Raw genomic sequence first — 18,504 nt, forward strand, 5'->3', positions numbered from 1 at the left:
AGCTCGGACTGCGCTGTAGCTGCATCCATTACAACCATGGCGATGGGTGGCGCGCGCATGGCGCTTGCCTGTCCCGCTTGCGAACCACCGCGAGGTGCTCGGCCGGAACGCGGCCGTTGCTCTCTAAGACGTACGAGTCCGTCGTCTGGTTCAGGAACAGCGCCAACTCCCGCTGTCCTCCACCCAGTACGTACCCGTTACGCCGGTGCTGACGCTCTGAGCGAGCGGTTGGTGCGGGACCAGTCGACAGCAATAGCGGATTGAGCAGGGCAGTTTTTCGCCAAGTTCCTTTTTCGTCACCGATGCCTCGTACGCCCCATGGACACCAGGAATCCTCGCAGGACAATGCTGGACATCCCCAGACCAGGGCGTGTAGATGTGGACCTATTGCTGGCGGCGCAGAATGACATGGGGGTTTGCGATGCTATTGAGCAATATGGAACGTCCGGAATACCGGATGCGAACCTCGCTATGAACGCCCCTCACCTTCCGAAAGTGGCCGGAATCGATCCCAGCTCTTCTTCGGTTCCCGCCCCCGCACACACCGTGGCGCCCCCTTGCGCGCCGACGCCCGCCACCCCGGCGGCCGTCATCCAGGACCGGCTCGCGGGCTGGGTCTCGGATCTCACCACGCTCCATGAACTGACCGAGCGCCTGACGCGCACGGCGGTTCTCGAGGACTGCCTTCGCGAACTCCTGCGCGCCGGTGCCGCCCTGGTCGGTGCCCGCCGCGGGCTCGTGATCCTCGAACCCTCCGACGGGTACGGGCCCGACACGATGACCGGCCTCGGTCTTGAGCGGGCCGATCTCGGCCACCTCGAGACGGTGCCGCGCGATGTCACCTCGTACGGGCGGCTGCTCGACGGGCTCGACACGCTCGGCCCCGGCGAGTGCGGCATCGCCCAGGCCGATCTGCTCGCCGAGGAGAACATCGACCCGCGCCAGCGCTCGGTCGCCGACCGGCTCGGCTATGCGGCGAGCTATGCCGTGCCGCTTACCTGCGACACCACGGACCGACCCGGAGCGGCGAGCCGTCTCGGCGCGGCGGTCTGGCTGTACGACGAGCCCGCCGAGCCCGTGGAGCGCCAGCGCCATCTGATCGGCCTCTACATGCGGTACGCGGGCGACCACCTGGCCCGTCTCGTCGAGCTGGAGCGCGCCCGTACGACCGTGGCCACCCTCGCCGAGGAACTGCTGCCCAGCCGGCTGCCGCGGGTCGCGGGCGTCCAGCTCGCCGCCCGGCACCGCACCGGGCCGCGCGGTGGCGGCGACTGGTACGACGCGCTGCCGCTGCCGGAGGGCGCGCTGGGTCTCGCGGTCGGGTCCGTGACCGGCTCGGGTCCGAGCGCGGTCGCGGCGATGGGACGGCTGCGGGCGTCCCTGCGCGCGTACGCCGTGATGGAGGGCGAGGATCCCGTCGCCGTCCTGTCCGATCTCGAACTCCTGCTGCGGCTCACCGAGCCCGCGCGCAGCGCCACCGCGCTCTTCGCGTACTGCGAACCGCGCCGGCGCAAGATCGTGCTCGCCGGGGCCGGGCACTCGCCGCCGCTGATCATCGGCGAGCGGCGCACCGAGTTCGTGGAGACCTCGCTCTCCGCGCCGCTCGGGATGCTGAGCTGCTGGGAGGCGCCGAGCGTGGACCTCTCGCCGGAGCCCGGCGAGACCGTGCTGATCTACACGGACGGTCTGCTGCACCGCACGGGCGATCCGATGGACCGCGCCTTCGCCCGGCTGCACGCGGCCGCGGCGAGCGTGCCGCGGCCGCTGCGGGACGATCCCGGCGCGATCGCGGACCACGTCCTGCGGACCGTGCTCACGGACGGCAAGGACGAGATGGACAGCGACGAGGACGTGGTCCTGCTGGCGGCCCGCTTCGAGTGAGCCGGGACGGCCTCCCGGCTGTCGCGGGCCGCGGCCGCATCAGCAGAACGGTCTGAACTCCCTGAAGTCCGGCGCGGGCCGCGGATCGGGCAGCCGGTAGGCCCCGATCCGCGGCCGTCCGTCTGCCGGCTCGGGGCCCGGGTCGGCCGACGCGACCGGCATCGGACGCCACCCGAGATGGGTCTCGAAGTACGCGACGGCGGCGCCGACCGACGGCCACCCCACATCGTCGAGCAGCACGATGCCACCGGGCCGGACGATCTCGCCCAGGAAGTGCAGGTCGACGAACACGTTGTGGAAGTGGTGGCTGCCGTCGACGAACGCCGCGTCCGCGCTGAAACCCTCATCGGCAAGGCGGGCGAGGAACCGCTGCGACGGTGCGGTCACCAGCTCGGCGATATCGCCGAGGCCGGCGCCGCACAGCAGCTCCCAGCCGACTCCGTCGTACGCCGTGTACTGATACGGGTCGATCACCACATGGCGCGGGGGCCGCGCTCCGGTGCGCAGCAGCGCCTCGCCGATCGCCAGCGCCGAACCGGCATAGGCGAGCCCGATCTCGACCACCGTGCCGGCCTGCTCCTGCATCAAGAGGTCGCGTACCGCGTCACCGTCGCGCCCGGGCAGCGAGACGGTGGCGAAGTCCGGCGCTCCCTCCGGAGTCCGCGGCGGCCCGTGCTCGGCGAGCTCGCGACGCGCGGCGGCCACTCGGTCCGCACCTGCGCCTGCGTCCGGTTGCCCGATCGAATTCATCCGCACACTCCCCTGGTCCCTTTCGCGTGACTTTGGCCATACGCAGGGGCCCTGGAACCCCTTCCGTACGGACATACGATGGACGGTGGTCCCCAGGTCACTATGAGGAGGCACCCGTGGCCGAAGAGCTCAATGACGCGCCCGCCGAAGGCACCGAAGAAGCAGCCGAGAAGCCCATCAAGCAGCGGAAGAACGGCCTGTACCCGGGCGTGTCCGACGAGCTGGCCGAGTCCATGCGCTCGGGCTGGGCGGACACGGAGCTGACCGATCTCGAGCCGATCGCCCAGGCCGGGCACACCGCCCGCCGCCGCGCCGCGCTGTCCGCCGCCTTCCCGGGCGAGCGTCTGGTGATCCCGGCGGGCAAGCTCAAGACCCGGTCGAACGACACCGAGTACAGCTTCCGCGCCTCCACCGAGTACGCGTACCTGACCGGCAACCAGACCGAGGACGGCGTCCTCGTCATGGAGCCGGTCGAGGGCGGCCACGAGGCCACGCTCTACCTGCTTCCGCGTTCCGACCGCGAGAACGGCGAGTTCTGGCTGGACGGCCAGGGCGAGCTGTGGGTCGGCCGCCGGCACTCGCTGACCGAGGCCGAGAAGCTGTACGGCATCCCCGCCTCCGATGTGCGCAAGCTGGCCGACGCGCTCGCCGAGTCCACCGGCCCGACCCGCGTGGTGCGCGGGCACGACGCCGGCATCGAGAAGGCGCTGACCGACAAGGTCACCGCCGAGCGCGACGAGGAGCTGCGGGTCTTCCTGTCCGAGGCTCGCCTCGTGAAGGACGCGTTCGAGATCGCCGAGCTGGAGAAGGCCTGCGCCTCGACCGCCCGCGGCTTCGAGGACGTCGTCAAGGTCCTCGACAAGGCCGAGGCGACCTCCGAGCGCTACATCGAGGGCACGTTCTTCCTGCGCGCCCGCGTCGAGGGCAATGACGTCGGCTACGGCTCCATCTGCGCCGCGGGCCCGCACGCCACGACCCTGCACTGGGTGCGCAACAACGGCCAGGTCCGCTCCGGCGACCTGCTCCTGCTCGACGCCGGCGTGGAGACCAACGAGCTCTACACCGCGGACGTGACCCGCACCCTGCCGATCAACGGCCGCTACACCGAGCTGCAGAAGAAGATCTACGACGCGGTGTACGAGGCCCAGGAGGCCGGCATCGCGGCCGTGAAGCCGGGCGCGAGCTACCGCGACTTCCACGACGCCGCGCAGCGCGTGCTCGCCGAGAAGCTCGTCGAGTGGGGTCTGCTCGAAGGTCCCGCGGAGCGCGTTCTGGAGCTGGGTCTGCAGCGCCGCTTCACGCTGCACGGCACCGGCCACATGCTCGGCATGGACGTCCACGACTGCGCGGCCGCGCGGCGTGAGGCGTACGTGGACTGCACGCTCGAGCCGGGCATGTGCCTGACCGTCGAGCCGGGTCTGTACTTCCAGGCCGACGACCTGACGGTGCCCGAGGAGTACCGCGGCATCGGCGTCCGGATCGAGGACGACATCCTCGTCACGGAGGACGGCAACCGGAACCTCTCGGACGCCCTGCCCCGTACGAGCGAGGACGTCGAGGCCTGGATGGCTTCGCTGAAGGGCTGACGCACGTCGGCTTTCGACCGAGGGGCGGTACGCGACGGCGTACCGCCCCTCGGTCATGCCCGGGCTCCGGCGCCGGCCGCCCGGGGTTAGGGTCCCCGCATGGCGGACAGGTGGGCCGAGCAGGCCGGACGGGTCGGTGCCGACCTGCACTTGGAGCTCGACGGCGGGGGCAGCAGACGGGCGGCGCTGATCCGGGCGCTGCGCGCGGCCGTGAGCGAGGGGCGGCTGCGGCCCGGGCAGCGGCTGCCGCCGTACCGTTCGCTCGCCGCCGATCTGGGGCTCACGCGGAACACCGTCGCGAGCGCGTACGCCGAGCTCGTCGCCGAGGGGTGGCTGACGGCGCGGCAGGGGTCCGGGACACGGGTCGCGGCACGCTCCGTCTCCCCCGTACAGGCGCCCGTCGCTCCGCCCGCGCGCCGGACCGTGGCGCACGATCTCGGGCAGGGGAAGCCGGACGCGGGGTCGTTCCCGCGTACGGCGTGGGCCGCTGCGGCCCGGCGCGCGCTGACCGCCGCGCCCAACGACGCCTTCGGGCCCGGCGATCCGCACGGGCGGCCCGAGCTGCGCGCGGCGCTCGCGGAGTATCTGGGGCGGGTGCGCGGGGTGCGGACCGACCCCGCCCGGATCGTCGTGTGCTCGGGCTTCGCCCATGCGCTGCGGCTGCTCTTCGGGGGCGCCGGCGGCTCCGGGCGCGGGGTGCTGCGCGGAAAGCTGGCCGTCGAGGCGTACGGACTCGGCTTCCACCGCTCCCTTCTGGCCGCCGCCTCCGTCCGTACGGTGCCGCTGGAGGTCGACGAACAGGGTGCCCGGATCGAGGAGCTGCCCTCCGGTGCCCGGGCCGTGCTGCTCACGCCGGCGCACCAGTTCCCGACCGGCGGGCCGCTCGCGTCCGGGCGGCGGGCGGCCGCGGTGGAGTGGGCGCGGGCGCGGGGCGGGCTGGTCCTGGAGGACGACTACGACGGGGAGTTCCGCTACGACCGCGAACCGGTCGGCGCCGTACAGGGGTTGGATCCCGAGCGCGTGATCTACCTCGGCTCGGTCAGCAAGAGCCTGTCACCCGCGGTGCGGCTGGGGTGGATGGTGCTGCCGGGGCATCTCGTGGACGCGGTGATTGGGGTGAAGGGTGAGCGTGAGGCGTGGGCGAGCGCGCTCGACCAGCTGACGCTCGCGGAGTTCATCCGGTCCGGGCAGTACGACCGGCATGTGCGGCGGATGCGGCAGCGGTACCGGGGGCGGCGGGACCGGTTGGTGTCCGTGCTCGCCTCGCGGGCGCCGCATGTGTCCGTGTCCGGGATCGCGGCGGGGCTGCACGCGGTGCTGCGGTTGCCTCCGGGGACGGAGGCTTCGACCTTGGTGCGGGCCGCGCGGGCGGGGGTGGCTTTGGACGGGTTGTCGGCGTTTCGACATCCGGATGCGGCTGCCTCCGGCGACGGGCTGGTGGTGGGGTACGCGGCTCCTTCGGAGCATGCGTATGGCGCGGCGCTCGACGCGTTGTGTGCGGTGCTGCCCAAGCGCTGAGACGTCAGACCGTCACCAGTGGTGAGTCCGTGCGCCACTTCAGGATCTTGTCGAAGCTGACGACCGCGCCGTCGCGGTTGGCGAACCAGACGTGGTCGGCGATCTCCTCGATCAGGCCGAGGCCGCGGCCGTGCTCCGCGTAGTCGGGGTCCGCGTCCGAAGTGTCCACGACATCCGGTACGTATCCCCGCGTCGTAGGCCGTTCGATCGTCGCGAGGGGGAAGCCGGGGCCCGAGTCCGCGACCTCGATGCGGCACATCTCGCCGTCCAGGTACGCGGTGACCCGGTACGCGTCCTGCGGCCGGTCGCGGGTCCCGCCGTGCTCGACCGCGTTGGCGCAGGCCTCGGTCAGGGCGACGGACAGTTCGAAGGAGATGTCGGGGTCGACGCCCGCGGTCTCCATCGTGTCGAGCAGGAGTCGGCGGGCCAGGGGGACGCTCGCAGCCTCGCGCCGCAAGTGGAGTGACCACCAAAGGCTCATGGCTCAGGCCTCCTGGCTGCGGCTCGGCATACCGATACGTATTGCCGCGTACGGCCGTGTGCAATCGCCGAGTTGACGTGATGTCGCCCATACGGCGGACGCGCCGGGTACATCACGAGGTGTAAGGAATCCCCGGCCCGGGGCAGAACCTCGCGTTCCGGACCTTGCGGACCTGCCGTACGCACGGGATAAGCCCAGTGCGATGATGAGCCGGTCATGCCTGCCCCCCGCACAGCGCGCGCCGAGTTCCGGCTCCTTCGGGCCGTGGCCTTCGCCACGGTCTGTGTCGCGCTGTCCGCCGGCGGGCATCTCCTCGCCTCGCACGGCTCCGTGCCGCTGTGGTCCCTGGGCCTCGGCTTCGTCCTCGCGCTCGCGGTCGCCGTGCCGCTCTCCGGACGTGCGCGCACCGCCCCGGCGATCACCGGGGCGCTCGCGGTGGGTCAGCTGGGCCTGCACTGTCTGTTCGGTCTCGGCCAGCAGATGGCGGCGCAGAACATGGCCGAGCAGTCCCTCCTGGACCGCGCGGCCCGCCTGCTCTGCGGTCCCGCGACCGCGGTGGCCGACCCCCAGCAGGCACTCCGCATGCTCACGGACGCGGGCCTGGCCCCGGCCGGGCACGCCCATCACCTGCCGGGCGGCATGAGCTCGGGCACGGAGCTGCTGCCCAGCCTTCCGATGCTGCTCGGACACCTCCTGGCCGCGCTCGCGCTCGGCTGGCTGCTTCGCCGCGGCGATCTCGCGCTGCTCCGGGTCGTCGAGCTCTCCGTCTTCGCGGCGCACGGAATCGCGCAAGCAGCGCTCGTACGGGGACTGCGCGGCGCTCTCGCGCTGGTGCGCGCCCTGCGGGCCGGTCTTCCGGGTGCGCCCGAGACGGTCCCGTACGCGCGGGGCGCCCTGCCGGACGCACCGGCGAAGCCCCGTACCACCGCACTCGCGCACGCCGTGATCAGGCGCGGGCCGCCCGCGGACGGGTTCACGCTCGCTGCCTGACGCGGCCCCGCTCGGTAAGGAGGGTGTCGCGCGGCAGACACGTGCGCACGGCCGTGAAGCGGCCGGGGCGCGCTGTATCCCGACACCTTTCACCACTGCCGAGTGGAGTTTCCGCCATGAAGATCTCTCGTGTTCTGACCGCGTCCGCCGTCGCCGCCGGCTCCGTCGTCCTGCTCTCCGGTACGGCCTTCGCGCATGTCTCCGTGCAGCCGCAGGGCGAGGCCGCCAAGGGCTCGTACGCCACCGTCAACTTCAAGGTGCCCAACGAGTCCGACACCGCGTCGACCGTCAAGGTCGAGGTCAACTTCCCGACCGAGCACCCGCTCGCGTCCGCGATGCCGCAGCCGGTGCCGGGCTGGGACGTCAAGGTCACCAAGTCCAAGCTGGACAAGCCGCTCGAGGTGCACGGCAACAAGATCGAGGAGGCCGTCTCCAAGGTCACCTGGACCGCCGACGACGACGGCATCAAGCCGGGCACGTTCCAGCAGTTCCCGCTCTCGCTCGGCCAGCTGCCCGAGGACGCCGACCAGATGGTGTTCAAGGCGCTGCAGACGTACAGCGACAAGGAAGTCGTGCGCTGGATCGAGGAGCCGGTCAAGGGCGGCGAGGAGCCCGAGAAGCCCGCGCCGGTCCTGAAGCTCTCCGAGGCGGCCGACGACCACCACGGCGGCGGCACCACCGCCGACAAGGCCTCGGACTCCGACTCCAAGGCCGGGCACGACGACGCCAAGGAGAACACCGCGTCGGCCGACTCCAGCGACGGCACCGCGAGGGCGCTCGGCATCGCGGGCATCCTGGTGGGTGCGGCGGGTGTGGCGTTCGGTGTCCTTGCCGGCCGGCGCCGTTCTGCCTGACCGGGCAGCCTCCCCAACCGACCCCTTTGGGACAATTCACCATGCGCACCAAGCACCTTGCCGCCGTCGCCCTGCTCGCCGCCGCCTCGTTCACCTTGACGGCGTGCGGCAGCGGCGACGGCGGCGACGCCCCGGCCGTCGTCTCGGAGCAGTCCGAGGACAAGGCGGCCACCGTCATCGACAAGCCCTTCGAGAAGCCCGACATGGTCCTCACGGACACCTCGGGCAAGAAGTACGACCTGCGCGAGCAGACCAAGGGCAAGCCGACGCTGATCTACTTCGGCTACACGCACTGCCCCGACGCCTGCCCGCTGACGATGGGCAATCTCGCCGTCGCCAAGAAGGAGCTGGAGAAGAAGCTCCCGAAGTCCGAGCTCGACCAGCTGCGGATCATCATGGTCACCACCGACCCGCAGCGGGACACCCCGGAGCACCTGGGCACGTGGATGAAGTCCCAGGACCCGTCGTTCATCGGTCTGACCGGCGACTTCCCCACCATCCAGGCCGGCGCCCGCCAGCTCGGGATCACCGTCGAGGAAGCCGTCAAGACCAAGGACGACAAGGTCGAGGCGATGCACGGCAAGCAGGTCATCGCGTTCTCGCCGAAGACCGACGCGGGCTATGTCATCTACAACGGCACGGAAGCCACCTCGGACGACTATGTGCAGGACCTCCCCAAGATCATCAAGGGGGAGAAGCCGTGAGGCGCCGTGCCGCGCTCGGTTGCGCCATAGCCGCCGCCTCGGCGCTGGTGCTCGGTGGCTGTTCGGGCTCCGACGGCTCAGGCGGCGAGAAGGACACCTCCGGGCCCGAACTGAGCGTGCGCGACGGCTTCATGCCGAAGCCCGCGCTCAAGGACATGGCCGGCGGCTTCCTGACCATCGTGAACAAGGGCGGCGCCGACAAGCTCATCGGCATGAGCAGCCCGCTCGCCGACGAGGTCATGGGCCACCGCACCGTCGACCAGAAGATGGAGCACGTCGCGTCCTTCGACATCCCGGCGAACGGCGAGCTCGACTTCGAACGCGGCGGCAACCACCTGATGTTCATGGACCTCAAGAGCCTGCCGGAGCTGGGCGACAAGGTCGAGGTCGAGCTGCGCTTCGAGAAGGCGGGCACGGTCAAGGCCGAGCTCGAGGTCAAGGAAGCCACGTACAACCCGAAGAACAGCTGAGAAGGGGACCGTAAGCCATGCTGCCCACCGCCCCCCGTCCGCGCACGCGCAGTCCGCTCGTGCACCTGCTGCTGCTCTTCGTGGCCGTCACCGGCGCACTGCTCGCCGGTGCCGCGCCCGCGTCGGCGCATGCCGCGCTGACCGGCAGCGATCCCGGGCAGGGGTCGGTGGTGCAGCAGGCACCGGACAAGGTGACCCTGCACTTCACCGAGAATGTCGCGATGTCGGCCGACTCGGTGCGCGTGCTCGACCCCAAGGGCAAGCGGGTCGACAAGGGCGAGATCAAGGAAGTCGGCGGCGCCAAGTCCGCCTCGTACGAGAAGCAGTTGGTCGCCGGGCTGCCCGACGGCACCTTCACCGTGGCCTGGAAGGCGGTCTCCACCGACAGCCATCCGGTCTCCGGCGCCTTCAGCTTCTCGATCGGCGCGCCCTCCGACACCACCGTGCAGCTCTCCGGCCAGGAGGCCGGCGGCGGCGTGGTCGGTGTCCTCTACGGGTTCGCGCGCTATGTGTCGTACGCCGCCTTCACCTTGATGGCGGGCGGCGCGGCCTTCGTCCTCATCTGCTGGCCGAAGGGCGCGACGGCCCGTCCGCTGCAGCGGCTCGTGGCATACGGCTGGGTCGCGCTCACGGCGGCGACCCTCGCGCTGCTGATGCTGCGCGGCCCGTACACCGACTCCGGCAAGCTCTCCGACGTCTTCGACCTCGCCCAGATCAGCGAGGTCCTGCAGACCAAGACCGGCGCGGCGCTCGTCTCGCGCCTGCTGCTGCTCGCGGCCGCTGCTCTCTTCATCGCCGTGCTCTTTGGGGCGTACGCCAAGCGCGAGGACGAAAAGGAGAAGCGGGACCTCACCTTCGGTCTGGCCATCGGCGGCACCGTGGTCGCGGCGGGCATCGCCTCGACCTGGGCGCTGGCCGAGCACGCGTCGAGCGGTATCCAGACGGGCATCGCGATGCCCGTCGACGTGCTCCATCTGCTGGCCGTGGCCGCCTGGCTCGGCGGTCTGACCGCGCTGCTCATGGCGCTGTACCGGGTGCCGTCACTGGAGGCCTCGGCCGCCCGGCGGTTCTCCTCGCTCGCGTTCTGGTCGGTGGTCGTGCTCGCCGCGACCGGGCTCTACCAGTCGTGGCGGCAGGTCGGCTCCTGGTCGGCGCTCACCGGCACCTCGTACGGGCAGCTGCTGCTCGTGAAGATCGGCCTGGTCGCGGTGCTGCTCGGCGTCGGATGGATCTCGCGGCGGTGGACCGCGGGCCTCGCCGAGACCGTGGTCTCCGAGAGCGCGAAGGCGGGCGAGCAGCGCACCACAGTGGGGGTGGGCGCGGGCAAACCCGCTGCGGGCAAGACTCCTGCCGGTAAGACCCCCACCGGCAAGACCCCGAAGAACCCCAAGCGTGCCGCCCAACTCGCCCGGCAGCAGGCCGCCGTGGCCGCGGCCCGCGAGAAGCGGCTGCGGGACGCGGACCCCAGCCGTGCGGGGCTGCGGCGTTCGGTGCTCGCCGAGGCGGGCGTGGCGGTCGTGCTGCTCGCGGTGACCACCGTCCTGACGTCGACGGAACCCGGGCGCACCGTGGAGCAGTCGGAGCAGTCCGCGCCCGTCGCCGCGAACCAGCCGCTCGACGTGACCCTGCCCTTCGACACCAAGGGCGAGGACGGCAAGGGCAACCTCCGCATCGACCTGACTCCGGGCCGTACGGGCGCCAATGAGCTGCACGTCTGGGCGACCCGGCCGAACGGCAAGCCCTTCGACCTCCCCGAGGTCAAGGTCGCCTTCACCTTGGAGGCCAAGGACATCGGTCCGCTGCCGGTGACCCCCGACCGCATCGTCACCGGACACTGGTCGTCGACCGGGGTGCAGATCCCCATGGGCGGCGAGTGGGAGATCGCGGTGACCGTGCGGACCTCGGACATCGACCAGGTGACCGTGCGCAAGAACGTGAAGATCGGCTGAACCATGCAGGACAAGCAGGACCAGGCTCCGACGGTGGACGGCATTTCGCGGCGACGGCTGCTCGGCACCGCGGGTGCCGTCGGCGCGGGCGGCCTCGTGCTCGGCGCGGCGGGCGGTGCGGCCGGGTACGCCGCCGCCGGGCCGGACGCGCCGGCCGCGCTGTCCACGCTCGGTTCGACGCAGGTCGCCTGGGGCGGCGAGCACCAGCCCGGCATCCTCCAACCGCTGCAGGCGCGCGGCCACTTGATCGCGTTCGACCTCGCGCCGGGCGCGGGCCGCAAGGAGGCGGCGGCGCTGCTTCGGCGCTGGTCGGCGACGGCCGAGCGGCTGATGAAGGGCGAGGTCTCGGACGGCGCCACGGCCATCGCGCTGGACGCGGGCCCCTCCTCCCTGACCGTCACGTTCGGCTTCGGCCACAGCTTCTTCTCCCGTACGGGCCTGGAGAAGCAGCGCCCGGACGCACTCGACCCGCTGCCGCCGTTCTCCTCGGACCGCCTCGACCGGAAGCGTTCCGACGGCGATCTGTGGATCCAGATCGGCGCCGACGACGCGCTCGTGGCCTTCGACGCGCTGCGTGCGCTGCAGAAGGACGCCGGGGACGCGGCGCGGGTGCGGTGGCAGATGAACGGCTTCAACCGTTCGCCGGGCGCCACCGCCCACCCCATGACGGCCCGCAACCTGATGGGCCAGGTCGACGGCACCAACAACCCCAAGCCCGCCGAGTCCGACTTCGACCGGCGCATCTTCGTGCCGGCCTCGGGCGAGCCCGCGTGGATGGCCGGCGGCTCGTACGCGGTGGTCCGCCGGATCCGGATGCTGCTCGACGACTGGGAGAAGCTCTCCGTCGACGCCCAGGAGAAGGTGATCGGCCGCCGCAAGTCGGACGGCGCGCCTTTGACCGGCGGTACGGAGACCACGGAGCCGGACCTCGACAAGGTGGGCGCCGACGGCAAGGCGGTCATCCCGGCCGACGCCCACGCCCGTATCTCCCGCCCCGACCAGAACGGTGGCGCCGCGATGCTGCGCCGCCCGTTCTCTTACCACGACGGCATCGCGGCGGACGGTACACCCGACGCCGGACTGCTCTTCGTCTGCTGGCAGGCGGACCCGCTGCGCGGCTTCACCGCGGTACAGCGCAAGCTCGACCGCGGTGACGCGCTGTCCTCGTTCATCCGCCACGAGTCGAGCGGTCTGTTCGCGGTGCCGGGCGGGCCGGGCAAGGGGGAGTACGTGGGGCAGCGGCTGCTGGAGGGGTGAGCGCCCCCGCAGGGGTGAGCAGTCGGGCATCGGGCGCGGGCCCCTCATCCGGCCCATTAGGGTGACGGTATGTCGGCGACCCGTTACACGTACCTCGGCCCCGAAGGCACCTTCACGGAGGCCGCCCTGCGCACGCTCCCGGAGGCCGCCACCCGCGAGCTGGTGCCGATGGTCTCGGTCCCGGCGGCGCTCGACGCCGTACGGAACGGTGAGGCCGCGGCCGCACTCGTACCGATCGAGAACTCCGTCGAAGGCGGCGTCACCGCCACCCTCGACGAACTCGCCACCGGCGAACCGCTGATGATCTACCGCGAGGTGCTCCTCCCGATCGCCTTCGCGCTGCTCGTACGGCCGGGCACGAAGCTCTCCGACATCAAGACGGTGACCGGTCACCCGGTGGCCCAGCCGCAGGTGCGCAACTGGCTGCGGGCCAACCTGCCGGACGCCCTGTGGGAGTCGGCGGCGTCCAACGCGGACGGGGCGCGCCTCGTCCAGGAGGGCCGCTTCGACGCGGCCTTCGCGGGTGAGTTCGCGGCGGCCACGTACGGCCTCGAGGCCCTGGTCACCGACATCCACGACGCTGAGAACGCCGAGACCCGCTTCGTGCTCGTCGGCCGCCCGGCCCGGCCCGCGGCTCCGACCGGCGCCGACAAGACCTCCGTCGTCATCTGGCTGGGTGACGACCACCCCGGTGCGCTGCTCGAACTCCTCCAGGAATTCGCCGTACGCGGGGTCAACCTGATGCTCATCCAGTCCCGGCCGACCGGTGCGGGCATCGGCAACTACTGCTTTGCCGTGGACGCGGAGGGCCATATCTCGGACCGCCGGGTCGGCGAGGCCCTGATGGGGCTCAAGCGGATCTCGCCGAAGGTGCGCTTCCTCGGTTCGTATCCGCGCGCGGGCGTCACGCCGGCGGAGGTGCGGGCGCTGCGGCCCGGGACGACGGACGCGGACTTCGTCTCCGCTTCGGACTGGCTGGCGCGGGCGCAGGACGGGCGGGCCTGAGCGCTCGTTCTCCGTCAGCGGCCGGTCCTACCTGCGGATTTTCTCTGTCCACAGAAGTTATCCACAGGGTTGCTTCTCGACCTGGGGACAAGTCGACAACAAACCGCGACAGGGTCGACAAATCGGCTCCTGACGCTCACTTCTGTCCACAGCCGGGCATGTCACCCTTCGTCAGCCTGTTTCCATTGATCAACTCCTTGGAGCGAGGGGAATGCACTCGAAAGTGGGTGTACGAGAGGTTTGAACCGGGAATCCTGAGGCGGACTTTCCCTTGCCGGAACGATCACCTCCGAAATCCACAGCCCGCCCGCACACCCTGTGGATAACTTTCGGAACCGGTGGATCGCTGTGGACAACCCGTCCCCAAGTCCCGTTCCCCACAAGGGGGATGAGTCAACGCCGACCGCTCACCTTGATTCGATAGGGGTAATAGGGGCCACTTATTGACGAGAGTTCGAAAGAATCTCGAAATGGCGGGGATACCCAGGAAGCAGGGAATTCCCAATTCAGGCATAAATCGCCCTAAACGGGCATAACGGATTGCGGGCATCCCGGGGGTGCCGGGGGCTGAGCCACCGCAGGGCACCGGAGAGGGAGCCGCGGCGGAGCCGGCCAATACCGTTAGAACGCAAGCGCAGCGCACGGGTAGCCTGGACCCGTGATTGACCTTCGCCTGCTCCGTGAGGACCCCGACCGAGTCCGCGCTTCCCAGCGCGCCCGTGGTGAGGACGTCGCGCTCGTCGACGAACTCATCTCCGCCGACGAGCGCCGCAGGTCCTCCGGCGTCCGCTTCGACGAGCTCCGAGCCGAGCAGAAGGCGATCGGCAAGCTGATCTCCAAGGCCTCGCCCGAGGAGAAGCAGGAGCTGCTCAAGAAGACGGGCGAGCTCGCCGCGGCCGTCAAGGCCGCCGACGCCGCACAGGACGAGGCGAAGGCCGAGACCGAAGCGCTGCTCCAGCGGCTCGGCAACCTCGTGCACCCCGGCGTCCCCGTCGGCGGCGAGGAGGACTTCGTCACCCTCGAGAAGCACGGGACCATCCGCGACTTCGAGGAGGAGGGCTTCCAGCCCAAGGACCACCTCGAGCTCGGCACCATCCTCGGCGCCATCGACGTCGAGCGCGGCGCCAAGGTCTCCGGCAGCCGTTTCTACTTCCTCACCGGCGTGGGCGCCTTGCTCGAACTCGCCCTGGTGAACGCCGCGATGGCGCAGGCGACGGCCGCCGGCTTCACGCCGATGCTGGTCCCCGCGCTTGTCCGCCCGCAGTCCATGGCCGGCACCGGCTTCCTCGGCCAGGCCGCCGAGGACGTCTACCACCTGGACAAGGACGACCTGTACCTCGTCGGCACTTCCGAGGTCGCGCTCGCCGCGTACCACATGGACGAGATCATCGAGGCCGACCGGCTGCCGCTGCGCTATGCGGGCTTCTCGCCCTGCTTCCGCCGCGAGGCCGGTTCGCACGGCAAGGACACCCGGGGCATCTTCCGGGTCCACCAGTTCGACAAGGTCGAGATGTTCTCGTACGTCGATCCGGCGGACTCGCAGGCCGAGCACCAGCGCCTCCTCGACTGGGAGAAGCAGTGGCTCAACTCGCTTGAGCTGCCGTACCGCGTGATCGACGTCGCCACCGGTGACCTCGGCGCCTCCGCGGCCCGCAAGTTCGACTGCGAGGCGTGGATCCCGACGCAGGGCAAGTACCGCGAGCTGACCTCGACCTCGGACTGCACCGAGTTCCAGTCGCGCCGCCTGTCCATCCGTATGCGCGACGGCAAGCAGGTCAAGCCGCTCGCGACGCTGAACGGCACGCTGTGCGCCGTGCCGCGCACCATCGTGGCGATCCTGGAGAACCACCAGCAGGCCGACGGCTCGGTGCGCGTGCCCGAGGTGCTCCGCCCGTACCTGGGCGGCCGTGAGTTCCTGGAGCCGGTCGCCAAGTGAGCTCCCTTCCTGCCGGAGACACCGGGGGCTTCCCGTACAGGCTGGTCGCGACCGATCTGGACGGCACGCTGCTGCGTGACGACCACACGGTCTCGGCGCGTACGCGCGATGCGCTCAAGGCGGCCACCGAGGCCGGGGCGGCGCACATCGTCGTCACCGGCCGCGCGGTGCCCTGGACCCGCCACATCCTCGACGACCTCGGGTACGAGGGACTCGCGGTGTGCGGGCAGGGCGGGCAGGTCTACCACGCGGGCGAGCACCGGCTGCTGACCTCGGTCACGCTCGACCGCCAGCTCGCGGGCCTGGCCCTCGCCAAGATCGAGGCGGAGGTCGGCCCGCTGTCGCTGGCCGCGAGCCGCGACGGCGTGGACGGCGACGTCCTGATCGGCCCGGGCTACCAGGCCCAGGAGGGTCCGCTCCCGTACGTGCCGATCAAGAGCGCCGCGGAGCTGTGGTCGGCGCCGCTCAACAAGCTGTACGTGCAGCACCCGGAGCTCACCGACGACGAGCTGTGGGCCGTGGCGCACCGCGTCGCAGGCGAGCTGGTGGGGGTCACGATGGCCGGCGCGGGCATCGTGGAGCTGCTGCCGCTCGGTCTGTCGAAGGCGACGGGGCTCGCGGTGGCGGCCCGCCGCCTCGGCGTGAAGAAGACGGACACGATCGCCTTCGGCGACATGCCCAACGACGTGCCGATGTTCGGCTGGGCGGCGCACGGCGTCGCGATGGCCAACGCGCACGAGGAGTTGAAGGCGGTCGCGGACGAGGTGACGCTCTCCAACGAGGACGATGGCATCGCGGTGGTTCTGGAGGGGCTGCTCGGGGCGTGAGCGTGGGGCGTTGCCCTGTGTGAGCGTGGGGCGTTGCCCGTGTGAGCGTGGGGCGTTGCCCGTCCCCGTTCCCCGGACAGACCCCTCCCGCCCGGGGGCCGCGCCAGCCCCTCAAGGCTATCGGCGCCCACTGACAACGACCGGCGACGCCCGCCAGGCGCCCGACCAGCGCCCACCCGGCGCCCACCCGGCACCGGGCCCGGCACGGTCGTAGGGTCGGTATATGACGCTTCGCGGACGCAGGATCTACGAGGACCCCTCACCGTCCGACGGACAGCGGGTCCTGGTGGACCGGCTGTGGCCGCGCGGTCTCGCCAAGGACGCGGCACGGATCGACGTATGGCCGAAAAGCCTGACCCCGTCGACGGAGCTGCGGAAGTGGTACCACGCGGGCTCGGGGTCCTTCGAGGAGTTCACGCAGCGGTACGAGGCGGAGCTCGCGGAGCCGGAAGCGGCGGCCGCACTCGAAGAACTGCGCACGCTGGCGGCCGCGGGCCCGGTCACGCTCCTGACCGCGTCGAAGGACATCGACCACAGTCATGTGGCGGTGCTGCTGCGGGTGTTGGGCTCCTCGTAGGCCTCGCAGGTCTCACATGCCTCGCAGGTCTCACATGCCTCAGAGGCTGGTCAGCGGCCGCGCCGGACCCGGGCGGCCTTGCGCGCCTCGGCGAGCTTCTGCGCCTCACGGGACTTGCGGGACTTCCCACCGGAGCCACCGGAGCCACCCGAGCCGCCGGAGCTGCCCGAACCACCCCTGCCGCCGCCGGGCGCGCCCTTGCTGGTGCCCATGCCGCGGAAGGGCTCGTTGGTGTTCTTGGGGCGCGGGGCGGCCCCGTCGAGCGGGCGGCCGGAGGGTGCCTTCGCGCCGGTGATCCGGCTCAGCGCCTCCTCGCCCGAGCGCACCTTGGTGACCGTCGGCTCGATGCCGGCCTCGGCCGTCAGCTCGCTCATGGCGCGGCGCTGGCCGGACAGGACCAGGGTGACCACGCTGCCGGACGCGCCGGCCCGGGCGGTACGGCCCGCGCGGTGCAGATAGTCCTTGGGGTCGGTGGGCGGATCGACGTTGACCACCAGGTCGAGGTCGTCGATGTGCAGGCCGCGGGCCGCGACGTTGGTCGCCACCAGGGCGGTGATCGCCCCGCTCTTGAACTGCGCGAGGGTCTTGGTGCGCTGCGGCTGCGCCTTGCCGCTGTGCAGGGCCGCCGCATGCACACCGTGCGCCCGCAGGTGCTTGGTGAGCAGGTCCACGGAGTGCTTGGTGTCCAGGAACAGCAGGACGCGGCCGTCGCGGGCGGCGATCTCGGTGGTGACGGCGTACCGGTCCGGGCCGTGGACGATCAGGACGTGGTGGGCCATCGTCGTGACCGCGCCGGCGGACGGGTCGACGGAGTGGACGACCGGGTCGTGCAGGTAGCGCTGGACCAGTTCGTCGACATCGCGGTCGAGGGTGGCCGAGAACAGCATCCGCTGGCCGTCGGGGTGCACCTGGTCGAGCGCCTCGGTGACCTGCGGCAGGAAGCCCATGTCGCACATCTGGTCGGCCTCGTCGAGGACGGTGATGCGGACGCGGCCGAGTCGGCAGGCCTTGCGCTCGATGAGGTCGTGCAGCCGTCCCGGGGTGGCGACGACGACCTCGGCGCCGTCCCGCAGCGCGGCGATCTGCCGGCCGATCGACACCCCGCCGACGACGGTGGCCATCCGCAGTCCGACTGCTTCGGCGTACGGCGTGAGCGCCAGGGCGACCTGCTGGGCCAGTTCCCGGGTGGGCACCAGGATCAGGGCGAGGGGCTGCTTCGCCTCCGCACGCCGCCCTGCCGTCCGTACGAGGAGGGGAAGGCCGAACGCCAGGGTCTTGCCCGAGCCGGTGCGGCCGCGGCCCAGGACGTCGCGGCCCGCGAGGGCGCTGGGCACGGTGGCGGCCTGGATCGGGAAGGGTTCGCGTACGCCCTGTTCGGTGAGGGTCCGCAGGAGTGCGGCGGGCAGGTCGAGCTCGTCGAAGGAGGTGACCGGGGTGGCCGGCTCGTCGGCCGGGGTGCCGGGCTGGTCTGCGGGGTTCATGAAGGGCCTCCACGTGAGGGTCGCACCGAGGGAAGGCCCGGCAGGAACGAACGGTCAACGGTAACCGGCGCGCGATAAATCGGTGGCACAGCGGGGATGCGGGCGGGCACAGTGGTGCTTGTCCACAGCGCCGGACACGCGGCGCCCGCCCACTGGGAGAGGAGCACGACGATGTCCAGTTCGAGCTCGTCGAGCTCCCGACAGGGCAGTTCACGGCGTACGGCTCCGGAGTAGTTCA

Annotated in this window: 16 protein-coding genes; 13 read left to right on the forward strand and 3 right to left on the reverse strand. The window is 71.2% G+C overall.

The window, feature by feature from the left end; translation table 11 throughout:
* Window positions 1–345: 345 nt before the first annotated feature.
* The gene (locus tag H9Y04_RS16300) at window positions 346–1,881 is read left to right on the forward strand and encodes a PP2C family protein-serine/threonine phosphatase (RefSeq protein WP_187814602.1); all 1,536 of its coding nucleotides are present in this window, start codon (window positions 346–348) and stop codon (window positions 1,879–1,881) included.
* A gap of 39 nt (window positions 1,882–1,920) precedes the next feature.
* Here the strand turns inward: H9Y04_RS16300 and H9Y04_RS16305 are convergent, their stop codons facing one another.
* Window positions 1,921–2,586 (reverse strand): class I SAM-dependent methyltransferase, encoded by a 666-nt coding sequence (locus tag H9Y04_RS16305; protein WP_214661288.1) that lies wholly within the window; start codon window positions 2,584–2,586, stop codon window positions 1,921–1,923.
* Window positions 2,587–2,747: 161 nt separating this feature from the next.
* Between H9Y04_RS16305 and H9Y04_RS16310 the strand changes: the two genes are divergently transcribed.
* Together H9Y04_RS16310 and pdxR are read left to right on the forward strand one after the other, a co-directional pair.
* Complete coding sequence (locus H9Y04_RS16310) at window positions 2,748–4,217, forward strand: aminopeptidase P family protein (protein WP_187814604.1); 1,470 nt, start codon at window positions 2,748–2,750, stop codon at window positions 4,215–4,217.
* Between the two features lie 99 nt (window positions 4,218–4,316).
* Window positions 4,317–5,735, forward strand: coding sequence for a MocR-like pyridoxine biosynthesis transcription factor PdxR (gene pdxR, locus H9Y04_RS16315; RefSeq protein WP_187814605.1), 1,419 nt, complete (start codon window positions 4,317–4,319; stop codon window positions 5,733–5,735).
* A 4-nt stretch (window positions 5,736–5,739) separates the two neighbouring features.
* Here pdxR and H9Y04_RS16320 read toward each other — a convergent pair whose 3' ends face one another.
* A complete protein-coding gene (locus tag H9Y04_RS16320; RefSeq protein ID WP_187814606.1) occupies window positions 5,740–6,216 on the reverse strand; it encodes an ATP-binding protein in 477 nt (158 codons plus the stop codon).
* A gap of 216 nt (window positions 6,217–6,432) precedes the next feature.
* On the opposite strand from H9Y04_RS16320, the gene H9Y04_RS16325 reads away from it, so the two are divergent.
* The 10 genes from H9Y04_RS16325 (at window position 6,433) to H9Y04_RS16370 (ending at window position 16,785) form a co-directional block, all read left to right on the forward strand.
* On the forward strand, window positions 6,433–7,206 hold the full coding sequence (locus tag H9Y04_RS16325) for a hypothetical protein (RefSeq protein ID WP_187814607.1): 774 nt from the start codon (window positions 6,433–6,435) through the stop codon (window positions 7,204–7,206).
* Window positions 7,207–7,322: 116 nt separating this feature from the next.
* A complete protein-coding gene (locus H9Y04_RS16330) occupies window positions 7,323–8,060 on the forward strand; it encodes a YcnI family copper-binding membrane protein (protein WP_187814608.1) in 738 nt (245 codons plus the stop codon).
* Between the two features lie 41 nt (window positions 8,061–8,101).
* Entirely contained in the window at window positions 8,102–8,764 is a 663-nt protein-coding gene (locus H9Y04_RS16335) for an SCO family protein (protein WP_187814609.1), read from the forward strand.
* Window positions 8,761–9,234 (forward strand): copper chaperone PCu(A)C, encoded by a 474-nt coding sequence (locus H9Y04_RS16340; RefSeq protein WP_187814610.1) that lies wholly within the window; start codon window positions 8,761–8,763, stop codon window positions 9,232–9,234. The genes H9Y04_RS16335 and H9Y04_RS16340 overlap by 4 nt, the downstream gene beginning before the upstream one ends.
* 17 nt (window positions 9,235–9,251) lie before the next feature.
* Entirely contained in the window at window positions 9,252–11,183 is a 1,932-nt protein-coding gene (locus H9Y04_RS16345; protein ID WP_187814611.1) for a copper resistance CopC/CopD family protein, read from the forward strand.
* A 3-nt stretch (window positions 11,184–11,186) separates the two neighbouring features.
* Window positions 11,187–12,440 carry an iron uptake transporter deferrochelatase/peroxidase subunit gene (gene efeB / locus H9Y04_RS16350; RefSeq protein WP_187814612.1) on the forward strand — a complete coding sequence of 418 codons (1,254 nt, stop codon included), beginning with the start codon at window positions 11,187–11,189 and terminating at the stop codon, window positions 12,438–12,440.
* 69 nt (window positions 12,441–12,509) lie between these two features.
* Window positions 12,510–13,445, forward strand: coding sequence for a prephenate dehydratase (pheA, locus tag H9Y04_RS16355; RefSeq protein WP_187814613.1), 936 nt, complete (start codon window positions 12,510–12,512; stop codon window positions 13,443–13,445).
* Window positions 13,446–14,103: 658 nt separating this feature from the next.
* Complete coding sequence (gene serS, locus H9Y04_RS16360) at window positions 14,104–15,381, forward strand: serine--tRNA ligase (RefSeq protein WP_187814614.1); 1,278 nt, start codon at window positions 14,104–14,106, stop codon at window positions 15,379–15,381.
* On the forward strand, window positions 15,378–16,208 hold the full coding sequence (locus tag H9Y04_RS16365) for an HAD family hydrolase (RefSeq protein WP_187814615.1): 831 nt from the start codon (window positions 15,378–15,380) through the stop codon (window positions 16,206–16,208). The genes serS and H9Y04_RS16365 overlap by 4 nt, the downstream gene beginning before the upstream one ends.
* Before the next feature lie 223 nt (window positions 16,209–16,431).
* Entirely contained in the window at window positions 16,432–16,785 is a 354-nt protein-coding gene (locus H9Y04_RS16370) for a DUF488 domain-containing protein (RefSeq protein ID WP_187814616.1), read from the forward strand.
* 50 nt (window positions 16,786–16,835) lie between these two features.
* Here the strand turns inward: H9Y04_RS16370 and H9Y04_RS16375 are convergent, their stop codons facing one another.
* On the reverse strand, window positions 16,836–18,266 hold the full coding sequence (locus H9Y04_RS16375) for a DEAD/DEAH box helicase (RefSeq protein ID WP_187814617.1): 1,431 nt from the start codon (window positions 18,264–18,266) through the stop codon (window positions 16,836–16,838).
* Window positions 18,267–18,504 lie beyond the last annotated feature (238 nt).

Source organism: Streptomyces polyasparticus, from assembly GCF_014493765.1.
Classification (GTDB): domain Bacteria; phylum Actinomycetota; class Actinomycetes; order Streptomycetales; family Streptomycetaceae; genus Streptomyces; species Streptomyces polyasparticus.